Origin of the sequence: Salipiger abyssi, from assembly GCF_017311415.1 — a bacterium.
GTDB classification, from domain to species: domain Bacteria; phylum Pseudomonadota; class Alphaproteobacteria; order Rhodobacterales; family Rhodobacteraceae; genus Salipiger; species Salipiger abyssi_A.
The window spans coordinates 240,929-255,444 of sequence record NZ_JAEKIS010000003.1 but is presented as its reverse complement, the minus strand read 5'-3'; the positions used below and the strand labels follow the sequence as shown (position 1 = coordinate 255,444).

Annotated in this window: 16 protein-coding genes; 1 reads left to right on the top strand and 15 read right to left on the bottom strand. The window is 66.4% G+C overall.

What is annotated here, in order from left to right; translation table 11 throughout:
• Positions 1-7: 7 nt before the first annotated feature.
• Positions 8-379, top strand: a complete 372-nt coding sequence (locus tag I6N89_RS06395) for a response regulator (RefSeq protein WP_207017413.1) — start codon at positions 8-10, stop codon at positions 377-379.
• Positions 380-385: 6 nt separating this feature from the next.
• Here I6N89_RS06395 and I6N89_RS06390 read toward each other — a convergent pair whose 3' ends face one another.
• From I6N89_RS06390 to uvrC, 15 genes are all read right to left on the bottom strand, one after another.
• Positions 386-1,372, bottom strand: a complete 987-nt coding sequence (locus I6N89_RS06390) for a glutathione S-transferase family protein (protein WP_207017412.1) — start codon at positions 1,370-1,372, stop codon at positions 386-388.
• A 256-nt stretch (positions 1,373-1,628) separates the two neighbouring features.
• Positions 1,629-1,865 (bottom strand): GlsB/YeaQ/YmgE family stress response membrane protein, encoded by a 237-nt coding sequence (locus I6N89_RS06385; protein ID WP_207017411.1) that lies wholly within the window; start codon positions 1,863-1,865, stop codon positions 1,629-1,631.
• A 2-nt stretch (positions 1,866-1,867) separates the two neighbouring features.
• Positions 1,868-2,110 carry a hypothetical protein gene (locus I6N89_RS06380; protein WP_207017410.1) on the bottom strand — a complete coding sequence of 81 codons (243 nt, stop codon included), beginning with the start codon at positions 2,108-2,110 and terminating at the stop codon, positions 1,868-1,870.
• The gene (gene fmt, locus I6N89_RS06375; RefSeq protein WP_207017409.1) at positions 2,110-3,024 is read right to left on the bottom strand and encodes a methionyl-tRNA formyltransferase; all 915 of its coding nucleotides are present in this window, start codon (positions 3,022-3,024) and stop codon (positions 2,110-2,112) included. Before fmt ends, I6N89_RS06380 begins: the two co-directional genes overlap by 1 nt.
• 63 nt (positions 3,025-3,087) lie before the next feature.
• Positions 3,088-4,053 (bottom strand): ABC transporter permease, encoded by a 966-nt coding sequence (locus I6N89_RS06370; RefSeq protein WP_076696971.1) that lies wholly within the window; start codon positions 4,051-4,053, stop codon positions 3,088-3,090.
• Between the two features lie 3 nt (positions 4,054-4,056).
• Entirely contained in the window at positions 4,057-4,692 is a 636-nt protein-coding gene (locus I6N89_RS06365; protein WP_207017408.1) for a LysE family translocator, read from the bottom strand.
• A 4-nt stretch (positions 4,693-4,696) separates the two neighbouring features.
• Entirely contained in the window at positions 4,697-5,797 is a 1,101-nt protein-coding gene (locus tag I6N89_RS06360) for an ABC transporter permease (RefSeq protein WP_207017407.1), read from the bottom strand.
• Positions 5,798-5,880: 83 nt separating this feature from the next.
• Positions 5,881-7,485: an ABC transporter ATP-binding protein gene (locus tag I6N89_RS06355; protein ID WP_207017406.1), complete on the bottom strand. Its 1,605-nt coding sequence runs from the start codon at positions 7,483-7,485 to the stop codon at positions 5,881-5,883.
• 94 nt (positions 7,486-7,579) lie between these two features.
• The gene (locus I6N89_RS06350; protein WP_207017405.1) at positions 7,580-8,584 is read right to left on the bottom strand and encodes a BMP family lipoprotein; all 1,005 of its coding nucleotides are present in this window, start codon (positions 8,582-8,584) and stop codon (positions 7,580-7,582) included.
• 150 nt (positions 8,585-8,734) lie between these two features.
• The gene (locus I6N89_RS06345) at positions 8,735-9,154 is read right to left on the bottom strand and encodes a GNAT family N-acetyltransferase (protein ID WP_207017404.1); all 420 of its coding nucleotides are present in this window, start codon (positions 9,152-9,154) and stop codon (positions 8,735-8,737) included.
• The gene (gene tsaB / locus I6N89_RS06340) at positions 9,151-9,885 is read right to left on the bottom strand and encodes a tRNA (adenosine(37)-N6)-threonylcarbamoyltransferase complex dimerization subunit type 1 TsaB (RefSeq protein ID WP_207017403.1); all 735 of its coding nucleotides are present in this window, start codon (positions 9,883-9,885) and stop codon (positions 9,151-9,153) included. Before tsaB ends, I6N89_RS06345 begins: the two co-directional genes overlap by 4 nt.
• A gap of 14 nt (positions 9,886-9,899) precedes the next feature.
• Positions 9,900-10,457, bottom strand: coding sequence for a NifU family protein (locus I6N89_RS06335; RefSeq protein WP_076697000.1), 558 nt, complete (start codon positions 10,455-10,457; stop codon positions 9,900-9,902).
• 376 nt (positions 10,458-10,833) lie between these two features.
• Entirely contained in the window at positions 10,834-11,289 is a 456-nt protein-coding gene (locus I6N89_RS06330) for a universal stress protein (protein WP_207017402.1), read from the bottom strand.
• A 67-nt stretch (positions 11,290-11,356) separates the two neighbouring features.
• Complete coding sequence (locus tag I6N89_RS06325) at positions 11,357-12,220, bottom strand: branched-chain amino acid aminotransferase (protein ID WP_207017401.1); 864 nt, start codon at positions 12,218-12,220, stop codon at positions 11,357-11,359.
• Between the two features lie 137 nt (positions 12,221-12,357).
• A complete protein-coding gene (uvrC, locus tag I6N89_RS06320) occupies positions 12,358-14,235 on the bottom strand; it encodes an excinuclease ABC subunit UvrC (protein WP_207017400.1) in 1,878 nt (625 codons plus the stop codon).
• Positions 14,236-14,516: the final 281 nt, after the last annotated feature.

Below are 14,516 nucleotides of genomic sequence, written 5' to 3'. Positions count from 1 at the left end.
GGTTTCCATGAACGTGCTCATCGTCGAAAGCAGCAGGGAGCTGTCTGTGCTCTGGCAACGGCCGCTCGCCAATATGGGCGTGCGCGTCTGCGTCGCGCGCGACGAAGACGCGGCGGCGGCGCTTTTGCGCGAGGTCGATTTTCAGGTGATCCTGCTCGATCTGGTGCTCGAAGAGGGCAGCGCGCTCTCGGTGGCGGATTTCGCCAGCTACCGCCAGCCCGAGGCGCCGGTGATCTTCGTCACCGACACGTCGTTCTTCTCGGACGGGTCCATCTTTCAGCTTTGCGCCAATGCCCGCGCCTTCCTGCCGAGCAGCACCCCGCCGGAGGATCTGGTCGCGATGGTCGAGCATTACGGCGGGGCGCTCTGCCCCGGCTGAGCCCGCTCAGACGGCTTTCAGCGCCTCCCGCCCATGCGGCGCCATGAGGTCGAGATCCGGGCCCACCGGCACGATCCGGTTCGGGTTGATCATGTCGTGGCTGTAGTAATAGTGCCGCCGAATATGGTCGAAATGCACCGTCTCCGCCACGCCCGGCCATTGATAGAGCTCGCGCGTATAGGCCCAGAGATTGGGGTAATCCGCAATGCGGCGCCGGTTGCATTTGAAGTGGCAGGCATAGACCTGATCGAAGCGGATCAACGTGGTGAAGAGCCGCCAGTCGGCCTCGGTGAGCCGTTCGCCCATGAGGTAGCGATTGGACCCCAGACGCTCCTCGATCCAGTCGAGCGTGTCGAAGAGCGGCCCGACCGCCTCGTCATAGGCCTCTTGCGAGGTGGCGAAACCGGCCTTGTAGACGCCGTTGTTCACTGTGTCGTAGATCCGCGCATTGACCGGCTCGATATCGTCGCGCAGCGCCTCCGGCCAGTAATCGTCGCTGTTGCCGGTGATCCCGTCGAAGGCGGAATTGAGCATGCGGATGACCTCGGCGCTTTCGTTCGACACGATGGTCTCGCGCTGTGTGTCCCAGAGCACGGGCACGGTGACACGGCCCGAGATCTTTGGATCGGCGCGCAGGTAGATGTCGCGCAGGAAGGGCAGGCCGTGGAGCCTGTCTCCGGTGGCGCCCGGGAAGTCGTCGGAGAGCGTCCAGCCGTCGGAGAGCATGTCGGGATGCACCACGCTGACGTCGATATGCGGCGCGAGCCCCTTCAGCGCGCGGAAGATCAGTGTGCGATGCGCCCAGGGGCAGGCGTAGCTGACATAGAGGTGATAGCGCCCGGACTCGGCGGCGAACCCGCCCTTGCCGCTCGGACCGGCCGAACCGTCCGGCGTGATCCAGTTGCGAAAACCGGTTTCGCCACGGACGAAATGGCCGCTGTCATCGTTGTGGTCCCAGCTGTCGCGCCAGGCTCCGTCGACGAGAAAACCCATGAGGTGCCTCCTTTTCCTGAGTGAGAACGTAGGAGGCAAGGCGCTGCGGGCAATTCGGCGGGGGCGCGCAGGGTCTCCCGCAGGGGCGCACACTGGCGCGCGCTGAGGGCCTTGTCTGCGCGCCTGCGGCGCGTGGTTCGGGGCGCTGCCCCGCCGGCCTGCGGCCGACTCCCCGGGATATTTGGAGCCAATGGAAACACCGAGGCAGGTCTGAGGGCGGAGGCGGTGCGAGGGGTGGGAAGGCTTTTTCCTGAGCCTAGCGGCGCATATAGATCTGCCACAGCCAGATCAGCAGCATCGCGCCCAGCACCGCGCCGACGAGACCGGCGAGCGCGCCGGTCATGGCAATGAGAAAGCGCAGCACCAGGCCGCCGATCACCGCGCCGGCGATGCCGATGGCCACGGTCTCGACCACACCGAGCCGGATCTGCATGAAGCGTGTGGCGAGGAACCCCGCCGCCGCGCCGATGACGATGAGCCAGACCACGGGCATCGCTATCTCCTTCTGCGCCAGTGGGTCGGCACGATGATCAGCGCGCCGATGGAGGAGGCCAGCGCGTTCAGCCCGGGCGAGCCGAAGCCGATGCCGAACATCAGCCGGACGAAATAGGCCAGGAAGGCGCCGCCGATGCAGATGATGATGCTTTGCAGGATGCCGTTGCGGGTAAAGCCCGTGCGTTCCGAGGCATAACCCACGATGCCCGCGATCACCACCGTGCCGATCAGAACCGGGAACATCAGCCCTCTCCCAGCTTTGTGCCGCGCGGGATGGCCATCCCGCGCAGGAAGCTCTCGGCCTCCTGCGCGCCCTTGCCGGCACGCTGCGCCCGCGTCACCTCTACCGCCGCCTCGCCGCAGGCGATGGTGAAACCGTCATCCAGCGCCACGCCCGGCGCGCCGGAGCCCGGCACCACCCGCGCGCCGAGCAACTTGATGCGGTCGCCGCCCAGACTCGTCCAGGCGCCGGGGAACGGCGCCAGCCCGCGGATCTGGCGCGAGATCGCCGCGGCGGGCTGCGCCCAGTCCACCGCCGCCTCGGCCTTGTCGATCTTGGCGGCATAGGTCACGCCGGTCTCGGGCTGCGGCTCGGGGGTCAGTTCCTCCAGCCGCGACAGCGCGTCGACGATCAGCCGCGCGCCCATCCCGCTCAGCCGGTCATGCAGCGCGCCGGTGGTCTCTTCGGCACCAATCGCCGTGGCCTCGCGCAGCAGCACCGGGCCGGTGTCGAGCCCGGCCTCCATCTGCATGATGCAGATGCCAGTCTCGGCATCGCCGGACATGATGGCGCGATGGATCGGCGCCGCGCCGCGCCAGCGCGGCAGCAGCGAGGCGTGGATGTTCAGACAACCCTGGGTCGGCGCGTCCAAAATGGCCTGCGGCAGGATCAGCCCATAGGCCACGACCACCGCCACATCTGCCTGAAGCGCGGCAAAGCGCGCCTGCTCCTCGTCGGATTTCAGGCTGACCGGGTGGCGCACCTCCAGCCCGAGCGCCTCGGCACGGGCATGGACCGGGGTGGGCCGGTCCTTCTTGCCGCGCCCGGCGGGGCGGGGCGGCTGGCAGTAGACGGCGGCGATCTCGTGCCCGGCCTTGACCAGCGCGTCCAGCACCGGCACCGAGAAGTCCGGCGTTCCCATGAAGATCACGCGCATGGCCCTGCTCCTTCCGCTCATCTGCCCCTGAGATAGAGGCTGACGGCGCAAGATGCCAGAGCGTCAGCGCTCCTTGACATAGGGCTCACCGCCGGCGCGCGGCGGGATCGCCTTGCCGACAAAGCCCGCGAGGATCACCACGGTCAGGATATAGGGCAGCGCGTCCATCACCTGCACCGGGATGGTGATGCCGCCGAGGTCGATATTCTGATAGCGCAGCGCCACCGCCTGGAGCAGCCCGAAGAGCAGGCAGGCCGAGAGCGCGTACCAGGGCCGCCATTTGGCAAAGATCAGCGCCGCCAGCGCGATATAGCCGCGCCCCGCGGTCATCTCGCGCACGAACCCGGCCTGAAGCCCCGTCGCCAGATAGGCCCCCGCCAGCCCGCAGAGCAGCCCGCAGATCATCACCGCCGCATAGCGCAGACCGATCACCGAGACGCCGGCGGTGTCCACCGCCTCGGGCGCCTCGCCCACCGCGCGCAGGCGCAGGCCGAAGCGGGTGCGGAACAGGACGAACCAGCTCAGCGGCACCATCAGGAAGGCGACATAGACGAGGATCGAGTGGCCCGAGATCAGCTCGGCATAGACCGGGCCCAGCACCGGCACGCCGCTCAGCGCCTCGGCAAAGGGCAGCGTGATCGGCTCGAACCGTCCGCCGCCCATGAGCGAAGGGGTGCGTCCGCCCTGCCCGAACCAGTCCTGCGCGATCAGCACCGTGAGACCGGAGGCGAGGAAGTTGATCGCCACACCGGAAATGAGCTGGTTGCCCCGGAAGGTGATCGAGGCCAGCCCGTGAATGCCGCTCATCAGCAGCGACGCCACAATGCCCGCGAGCAGCCCCAGCCAGACCGATCCGGTCACCGCCGCGATGGCGGCGGAGGCGAAGGCGGCGGCGAGCATCTTGCCCTCGAGCCCGATGTCGAAAATGCCGGAGCGCTCGGAGAACAGCCCGGCAAGGCAGGCGAGCAGCAGCGGCGTGGCCAGCCGCACGGTGGAATCGAGCACCTGAAGAACCGTCACGAGATCCATCACTCAGCCTTTCGAGGTTGCGATCTTGAAGGCGGCAAAGGCGAAGAACGCGCCGAGCGCCCCTTCGACCCAGCGCCGCGCCCGGGTATAGCCCGCCCGCACCGGCGCCGAGGACAGCAGCAGCGCCCAGGCGCCGTGGCAGCCGAAGGAGATCAGGAAGGCGCCGAGCGCGAAGAGCGCCACGATGCCCGCGCCGCCGCCATGGGTGGCACCGACCGAGGCGATGGCAAGCCAGAACACGATGGCCTTGGGGTTGGTCACCTGAAGCAGATAGCCCATGGCCAGGAGCCGCCCCGGCGAGGCCGGCACATCGCGCATGGCGGTGAGCGGCGGCGGGTTCAGCGCCTTGCGGAAGGCCGCGATGGCAAGCCAGGCGAGATAGGCGGCGCCGATCATCCGCATGATCGTCATCGCCCAGGCGATCTGACTCAGGAGCAGCCCGAGCCCGACCAGCGTCAGCAAGTTGATGGTGACGCTGCCGGCGGCAATCCCTGTGGTCACGGTCAGCGCGGCGCGGCGCCCGCGCGTGCTGGCCACGCCCAGCAGCATGGCGACGGCGGGGCCGGGCGAGCTCGCCGCGACCAGCAGGATCGCGTAGGCGGCGGCGAATTTCGGCAGGAAGGGCAGAAGGGTGTCCATGGTCTCAGCCTTTCTGCCCGTTGCGGCGCATGCCGAGGAAGAGCTTTTCCAGCGGCATCCGCACCATATTGTCGAGCGCCCCGGTGAAGAGGATCACCAGCGCCTGGATCACCGTGATCAGTTCGCGCGGGATATTGGTCCAGAGCGCCAGCTCCGCCCCGCCCTGATAGAGGAACCCGAAGAGCAGCGCCGCGAGGAACACCCCCACCGGGTGAGAGCGGCCCATCAGCGCCACGGCGATGCCGATGAAGCCCGCACCCTCGGTGGCGTTCAGCACCAGCCGTTCGGCCTCGCCCATGGTGGTGTTGAGCGCCATCAGCCCCGCCAGCCCGCCGGAAATCAGCATCGACACGATGGTGATGCGCACCGGCGAGATGCCCGCGTATTTCGCGGCGCTTTCCGAATGGCCAAAAGCGCGGATCTCATAGCCGAGCTTGGTACGCCAGATCAGGAACCAGAAGCCGATACAGGCCAGAACGGCGAGGAAGAAGGTGACATTGGCGGGCGAGCCGCGGAACAGCCGGCTGCCCTCGGGGGCGAACATGTCCTGGAAGGTCGGCAGATGCGTCGCGGCCGGAAAGGTCGCGGTGGCCGGGTCCATGGCGCCGGTGGGGCGCAGCAGGTTGACCAGAACGTAGTTCAGCACGGCGGCGGCGATGAAGTTGAACATGATCGTGGTGATCACGATATGGCTGCCGCGCTTGGCCTGAAGGTAGGACGGGATCAGCGCCCAGGCGGCGCCAAAGGCCCCGCCCGCCAGCATGGCGACGAAGAGCGCCACCGACCAGTGCGGGAAGGGGATGAAGAGACAGGCCAGCGCCACGCCCAGGCCCCCGATCATCGCCTGCCCCTCGCCGCCGATATTGAACATCTTGGCGTGGAAGGCGACGGCGACGCAGAGCCCGGTGAAGATGAAATTGGTGGTGTAGTAGAGCGTATAGCCCCAGCCCGAGCTGCGCATCAGCGCGCCGTCGACCATGAGCTTGAACGCATCCACCGGGTTCTCGCCGATGGCCAGGATCACGATGGCCGACAGGATCGCCGCCAGCAGGATCGAGATCAGGGGCACGAGCACCGCATCGGCCCAGGCGGGCATCTTATCCATTCCGGGCCTCATTGCTGGGTTGCGCGCCCTGCGGGCGCGGGTGCCTCAGGCGGGAGTATTTCGAGAAAGATGAAAGGGCGGGCTCAGTCATGCTGTTCGGCCTCCCGCGCCTCTTTCGCCTCGAGCTGGGCGTCCACCGCCTCGATCAGCGGTTTGTCGGGACGCTCGGTCACGCCCGCCATAAGCAGGCCAAGCTCGGTCTGGTCGGTCTCGGACGGCAGGCGCTCGCCCATGATCCGGCCGTCGAACATCACCGCGATACGGTCGGAGAGCGACAGGATCTCGTCGAGCTCGACCGAGACCAGCAGGATCGCCTTGCCCTGATCGCGCAGGCGTACGATTTCCTGGTGGATGAATTCGATGGCGCCGATATCGACGCCGCGCGTCGGCTGGCCGATGAGCAGGATATCGGGGTCGCGCTCGATCTCGCGGGCGAGCACGATCTTCTGCTGGTTGCCGCCGGAGAAGTTGCGCGCCGCGAGGTTGGGGTTGGGCGGGCGCACGTCGTAGCGGGTCATCTTGTCCTGCGCCTCGTCCTTAATGAGCGCATTGTTCATCAAGAGGCCCGACTGATAGCGCGGGTCGCGGTGATAGCCGAAGACGGTGTTTTCCCAGGCGGTGTAGGGCATGATCAGCCCTTCGGTCTGGCGGTCCTCGGGCACATGGGCGATGCCGCGCGCGCGGCGCGACTGGCCGTCGGAACGCCGCCCGGTGAGGTCGATCTCGGTGCCGTTCACCCGCACCGTGCCACTGGCATCGGCATAGCCGCCCAGCACCTCCAGCAGTTCGGACTGGCCGTTGCCGGCCACGCCTGCGATACCGAGGATCTCGCCCGCCTTCACCTCCAGCGATACGCCCTTGAGCCGCTCGACCCCGTGCCGGTCCACATGGCGCAGGGTGTCGACCTGAAGGATCGGCGCGCCGGGCTTTGCCGGCTCTTTGTCGACCCGCAGCAGCACCTTGCGGCCCACCATCAGCTCGGCGAGCTGCTCCGGCGAGGTCTCGGCGGTTTTGACGGTCGCCGTCATCTCGCCCCGCCGCATCACCGAGACGGTGTCTGTGATCTCCATGATCTCGCGCAGCTTGTGCGTGATGAGGACGATGGTCTTGCCCTCCGCCCGCAGGTTGTCGAGGATACGGAAGAGGTGGTCGGCCTCGGCGGGTGTCAGCACACCGGTGGGCTCGTCGAGGATCAGGATATCGGCCTGGCGGTAGAGCGCCTTAAGGATCTCGACCCGCTGCTGGTGACCGACGGAGAGGTTCTCGATGAGCTGATCGGGATCGACCGAAAGCTCGTATTCCTCGGAAAGCTGTTTCAGCACGCCACGGGCGCGCGCCAGCGAGGGGCGCAGCATCGGCCCGTCCTCGGCGCCGAGGATGACGTTTTCCAGCACGGTGAAATTCTGCACCAGCTTGAAATGCTGGAACACCATGCCGATGCCGGCGGAGATGGCCGCCTGGCTGTCGGGGATCTCGGTCTTTTTGCCCTGGATCCAGATCTCGCCCGCGTCGGCCTTGTAGAAGCCGTAGAGAATCGACATCAGCGTCGATTTCCCGGCGCCGTTCTCGCCGATGATGCCGTGGATCGTACCCGGCATGACGCGGATCGAGATATCCTTGTTGGCCTGAACCGGTCCGAAGGCCTTGGAGATGCCTTTCAGCTCGATGGCGGGGGCGGTGTCGGTCATGGCGTCGTTGGCTCCTGCCGGACAGGGCAGAGGCCGCGCGCCACGCGGCCCCTTGGATCACGGGGCGGATCGCGCCGCCCCGCAGGTCGGAAAATCAGAAGCTCAGCGCGGGGCAGCTGTCATCCGACGAATAATCGTGGACCTCGATCTCGCCCGCGATGATCTGCTCGCGCGCCGCGTCGACGGCGGTTTTCATTTCGTCGCTGACAAGCGGGGCGTTGTCGTCGTCCAGCGCATAGCCCACGCCGTTCTCGGCCAGCCCCAGCACCATGACGCCGGTTTCCAGGTTCTCGCCCGCTTCCATCGCCTCTTTCACGGCCACGTCCACGCGCTTGAGCATCGAGGTGAGCACCTGGCCCGGATGCAGGTAGTTCTGGTTGCTGTCGACGCCGATCGACAGGATATCCTCGTCGGCGGCGGTTTGCAGCACGCCCAGACCGGTGCCGCCGGCGGCGGCATAGATCACATCCGCGCCCTGCGAGATCTGCGCCTTTGTCAGCTCCGAGCCTTTCACCGGGTCGTTCCAGGCCGCCGGTGTGGTGCCCGTCATGTTGGCGATTACATTCGCGTCGGGGTTCACCGCCAGCGCGCCCTGCGCGTAACCACAGGCGAATTTGCGGATCAGCGGAATGTCCATGCCGCCGATGAAGCCGACGATTCCGGTTTCCGACGCCATCGCCGCCATCATGCCGACGAGATAGGAGCCCTCATGTTCGGAGAACAGGATCGACAGCACATTGGGATGCTCTTGGGGGTTCACGAAGCCGTCGATGGTGACGAATTTCGTCTCCGGATAGTCCGCCGCGACCGAGGCGATGGGCGAGGACATCGAGAAGCCGGTGGTCACCACGGGGTTGAACCCGGCCTCGGCAAACCGGCGCAGCGCCTGCTCGCGCTGCGCTTCGGATTGCAGCTCGATATCGCGGTAGGAACCGCCGGTTTCCGCCGCATAGGCTTCGGCGCCGTTATAGGCCGCCTCGTTGAAACTCTTGTCGAATTTCCCGCCCAGATCGTAGATCAGCGCCGGATCGGCCAGCGCGGCGCCCGCGCCCAGTGCCAGCGTCGCGGCAGCGCCGAGGAAATGTTTCATCAAGCTCATGTCTTGCTCCCAGGTGTTGGATGGCTGCGGGCCGTTGCCCCCGCGCTCGGTACCCCGATCCATGCAGATCATCCCCGATTAAGGCGTTGACGCGAAGGAGGGTCAACTGCTTTTTGCGTGAGAGGCCGTAGGGTTGCGCAGGGTCAAAGCCTAATTTTCGGGCAGCGCCTTGCGCATGAGCAGCGCATCATCCCGGCTTCCGTCGGGGCAGGGATAGTAGGCTTTGCGCAGGCCCGCGCGCGTGTATCCGCAGGCCTCATAGAAGGCCCGAGCGGGCGCGTTGGCGGCGGCCACCTCTAGAAAAACCTCTTCCGCCCCCCGCGCCATGGCCTCAGCTTCAAAGCGCGCCAGCACCGCGCGGGCGGCGCCGCGCCGCTGGCGCTCGGGATCCGTCGCCAGCGCCAGAATCTCGGCCTCGCCCGCCACCACGCGGCCCAGCACAAAGGCCCCCTCCCCCGCGCTCAGCAGCGTGGTAGGCTGTGCCAGCGTGGCGGCGAAATCGGCCTCACGCCACGGGGTCATATGGCAATAAGCGCGGGTGGCGATGCCCGCCAGCGCGGCGGGTGTCATCGCAGAATCACCGGCGCCGGCTCTTTCGAGGGCGCCGCATCGGCGGGGCGGATATAGAGCGGTGCCGGGCGCGGGCCGGGCTGGCCCAGGCGCAGTTTTTCCGCCGCCACGCGGGCGATGGCCGCCGCAGGCCCGCCCATGCAATCCATGCAATAGGCCGCAAAGGGCACATCCGCCGCATCGCGCCCCTCATTCAGAACGGTGTTGAGCGCGCCGGCCTCGGCGCCCACCACCGGCACGCCCGCCGGCACATGCGCCAGCCGCGCGCGCAGCGCTTCCGCATCGTCATAGATCGCCAGCTCCACCGGCTTGCCCGCGGGTGCCGCGCCGTCGAACATCTGCACCACCACATCGGCGCCGCGCCGGGAGGAGCGCAGGCTGACCAGCTCGAGGCGGCTGTCATGCAGACCGCCGGGGCCGCGCAGAGCCTCGAATTCCGACACGCCGATGGCCGGGATGCCCAGCGACAGAGCCAGCCCGCGCGCCGCCGCGACGGAAATCCGGATGCCGGTGAAATTGCCCGGCCCGATGCCGACCGCCACCGCGTCGAGCTCTTCCCAGACCGCGCCGGCCTCGTCCAGCAGCGCGCCCAGCATCGGCATCAGCCGCTCCGCCTGACCGCGCCCCATCTCTTCGCGGCGCTCGGCGACGATCTGCCCGCCCAATAGCAGAGCGGCCGCGCAATGCGCGGCCGATGTGTCGAAGGCGAGAACCGTGGGCTCTGAAGTCATATCCGCCGGCCCGGTCAGGCGACCGGACGCACCTCGGTGACTTCGGGGATATAGTGGCGCAGCAGGTTCTCGATGCCCATCTTCAGCGTCAGGGTCGAGGAGGGGCAACCGGCGCAGGCGCCCTGCATGTGCAGATAGACCACACCGCGCTCGAACCCGTGGAAGGTGATGTCGCCGCCATCCTGCGCCACCGCCGGGCGCACCCGGCTGTCGAGCAGTTCCTTGATCTGGCCGACGATCTCCTCGTCTTCCCCTTCAAAGGTGGCATGACCCGAAGCACCGCCCTCGCCCGCCATCACCGGGTCGCCGGACTGGAAATGCTCCATGATCGCGCCGAGCACCGCCGGTTTGACGTGATCCCAATCCGCGGTGTCGTCCTTGGTCACGGTGACGAAATCGCTGCCGAAGAACACACCGGCAACGCCCTTCACACCGAAGAGGCGCTTGGCGAGCGGCGAGGCCTCGGCCCCCTCGGCACTGGGGAAATCCGCTGTGCCGCTGCCCAGAACGGACTGACCGGGCAGGAACTTCAGCGTCGCGGGGTTCGGGGTGGATTCGGTCTGAATAAACATCTGAGCGGTACCTTTCTCCGGGCCCCCTGTATATGCGCCTCCAGTCGGCAGGCGTCAAGGTTTAGAACCATTCTAATCTCGATCTCCAGCGGCGTCCCGGGGCCAAATCCGCCTCGGAACAGCCGGTGAACCGTCAGAACACGTCGGCCTCAGATCCTAATCCGCGCCAGCACCCTTGCCAGCACATCCGGGCGCAGCAACCGGTGCGGCAGATGAAGCGCCCTCCCACCGCAGTGTCTGCACTGACGTCGTGATCGGCGCGCCGGGCCTTCGCCCCGGCAAGGCAGGTGCGACGATCCGCCCGGGGCATCGGCAGAGCCCCCCTTGTTCTCTTCTCTTTGCAAATACGCCAGCTGCGCCCACCGCCCGCGCGGCGTCAGGTGATCGATTCGAGCCGTTCCTTCGACAGATCCCCCGGCACGATGGTCACCGGGATCGGCAGGCTGCCCGAGCCCTTGCTGAGCTGGCTGACCAGCGGCCCCGGCCCCTTCTTGCCCGAGGCGGCACCCAGCACCAGCACGCCGATATCCTCGTCCTCGCGCACCTGCGCCAGGATCTCGCTGACCACATCGCCCTCGCGAATCACCAGCAGCGGATCCACCCCCTGCCGGTCGCGCATCCATTTCGCGAAGACCTCGAAATGCGCATGGATGCGCTCGCGGGCCTCCTCGCGCATCAGGTCACCGACGCCGATCCAGTGGTTGAACTCATCCGGCGGAATCACCGAAAGGATGGTCACGCCGCCCTTGGTGCGCGCCGCCCGCATGGCGGCAAAGCGCATGGCGTTCAGGCATTCGCGGCTGTCGTCGAGCACGACAAGAAACTTGCGCATGGCATCACTCCCTCGGCGGGATCATGGCGCAGGGGCGCGGCACTGGCAACGGGGCATCTGAGCGCGCTCAGCCCTCGCTCGCCGCCCAGTCCCAGTAAAGCTCGCGCACGCGCTGGGTGACGGGGCCGATCTGATAGCTGCTCTGCTCGAAGCCCACCACCGGGGTGACCTTGTGCAGATTGCCCGAGAGGAACACCTCGTCGGCATCTTCGAAATCCTGAAACCCAAGCACCGTCTCATGCACCTCGATGCCGTCGGCGCGCATGTTCTCGATGTGGCGCGCCCGGGTGATGCCCGACAGGAAGGTGCCGTTGGCGATGGGGGTGAAGGCGACGCCGTCCTTCACCATGAAGACATTGGCGGTGGCGCTTTCGGCGACATTGCCCATGGCGTCTGCCACCAGAGCATTGCCGAAACCGCGGCCCCGCACCTCGGCCAGCATGCGCGCATTGTTGGGATAGAGACAGCCCGCCTTGGCGTTGACCACGGCGTCCTCCATGACGGGGCGGCGAAAGCGCGTGCGCCCGAGCGTGGTGGTGGCACTGGGCGGCGCGACGGGGATCTCTTCGAGGCCGATGGCGAAACCGGTCTCGTCGGGGGCGGGCACGATCGCCGTGGGATCGCCATGGATGCCCCAGTACATCGGACGGATATAGACGGCGGCGTCCTTGGGATAGGCCGAAAGCCCCTCCCAGACGATCTGCACCATCTGCTCGGTCGAGACCGTGGGCACCAGCATCAGCGCCTCGGCAGAGCGGTTCACCCGCGCGCAATGGGCATAGAGATCCGGCGCCAGCCCGTTCACATAGCGCGCGCCGTCGAAGACGGTGCTGCCCAGCCAGGCGCCGTGATCGGCGGCCTTCATCACCGGGATATCGCCATCGTGCCAGATGCCCTGAAAATAGGTGCGGATGTTCTTTCCGACTGCCATGAATTGCGTCCTCCGAAGATTTGCGGCCACGGTAGGCGGCACCGCGAGGAAGGTCCAGTGCACGGACCGTCACAGGCGCGACGTCAAATTCCTTCGAAGGAATTTGCAAATCTTTTGATAAAAGATTTGCCCCCGGCTCAGCCGTTTTCGTGGAAAAACGCGTAGATCCGTTCCGCCAGCGCCGCGCTGACCCCGTCCACCGCCTTGAGATCGGCGAGATTGGCGCGCGACACCGCCTTGGCCGAACCGAAATGCGCCAGCAGCGCCCGCTTGCGCGAGGCCCCCACGCCGGGCACCTCGTCGAGCGGATTGGCCATCTGGCTCTTGGCGCGCTTCGCCCGGTGCGTGCCGATGGCAAAGCGGTGCGCCTCGTCGCGCAGGCGCTGGATGAAATAGAGCACCGGATCGTTGTGGCGCAGCGCAAAGGGGCGCTGGCCGATACGATGGAATTCCTCCTTGCCGGCATCGCGGTCGATGCCCTTGGCCACCCCCACCATCGGAATATCCTCGACCCCGTATTCGCGCATGATCTCGGCCACGGCGCTGACCTGCCCGGCACCGCCGTCGATCAGCAGCAGATCCGGCCAGAGCCCCTTGTCGCGCTCGGGATCGTCTTTCAGCAACCGGGTGAAGCGCCGCGTCAGCACCTCCTTCATCATGCCGAAATCGTCGCCTGGCGTCAGGTCGTCGCCGCGAATGTTGAACTTGCGGTACTGGTTCTTCAGGAACCCCTCCGGCCCGGCGACGATCATCGCACCCACCGCGTTGGTGCCCATGATATGCGAGTTGTCATAGACCTCGATGCGCTGCGGCGGCGCCTCCAGCCCGAAGGCCTCCGCCACCCCGCGCAGCAGCTTCGCCTGGGTCGCGGTCTCGGCCATGCGCCGGGCGAGGCTCTCGCGGGCATTGCGCGCCGCCCCCTCCACCAGCTCGGCCTTTTCGCCCCGCTGCGGCACCGCGATCTCGACCTTGCGGCCAAGCTTGCCCGAAAGCGCATCGGCCATCAGGTCCGCATTCTCGATCCCGTGGCTGAGCAGCAGCAGGCGCGGCGGCTCCTTGCTGTCGTAGAACTGGCCGAGAAACGCCTCCAGCACCTCGGCGGCCTCCACATCCTCGCCGACGCGGGGGTAGTAATCCTTGTTGCCCCAGTTCTGATGCGCCCGGATGAAGAACACCTGAACGCAGGCCTGCCCGCCCTCCATATGCAGCGCGATCACATCCGCCTCGGCCACGCCGCGCGGGTTGATCCCCTGCACCGTCTGAACCTGGGTCAGCGCGCGGATGCGGTCGCGCAGGGCGGCGGCGCGCTCGAATTCCATCGCCTCGGACGCCTCCATCATCTGCGCCGCCAGCGCCTCCTGCACACCGGTCGACTTGCCCGAGAGAAAGCGCTGCGCATCTTTTACCGACCGCGCGTAATCCGCCTCGGAGATATAGCCGACACAGGGCGCCGAGCAGCGCTTGATCTGGTAGAGCAGGCAGGGCCGCGTACGGCTCTCGAACATGGAATCCGAGCAGTTGCGCAGCAGGAACACTTTTTGCAGCTGGTTCAGCGTGCGGTTCACCGCACCGGCGCTGGCGAAGGGGCCGTAATAGGCCGCCTTCTCGGTCTTGGCGCCGCGATGCTTGCGGATCTGCGGAAAGGCATGCTCGGTCGTGACCTGGATATTCGGGAACGACTTGTCGTCGCGCAGCAGCACGTTGAACTTGGGCTTGAGCTGCTTGATCAGGTTCTGTTCGAGCAGCAGCGCCTCGGTCTCGGTCCGGGTCGTGAGAAACATCATCGACGCGGTTTCCGAGATCATCCGGAAGATGCGCCGCGAATGCCCCGAGGGACGCGCATAGTTCGACACCCGCGCCCGCAGATTGCGCGCCTTGCCCACATAGAGCACGCGGCTCTGCTCATCCAGCATCCGGTAAACGCCCGGGCTCGAATCCAGCGTCTTGAGGTAGGATTGAATCACCTCAAAGCCGTGCGGCACGTCGGCATTTTCCGTCTGGGGTGTATCGCTCATATCGTTGGCACTCAAATCGTCACGAAGCCGTGATTCTCCTGCTCGGGCTGCAATGCCGGACGGACAAGATCAAGGAATTTTCCATCCACCAAAGCTGTGGATAAAGCTGCGGGCAAAATCCCGTCAGCTCGAAATTTTCCTTGTTTTCTTGCCGGTTCGTTATATCGCCCTCTTTTTAGGCAAAAATATAAAACACTGATTACGCTTGATATTTTTTCCAAACATGTGCCAACCCATTGACCTCACGACGATTTTGTAACGTTCTTCTAACGATTCCAAGA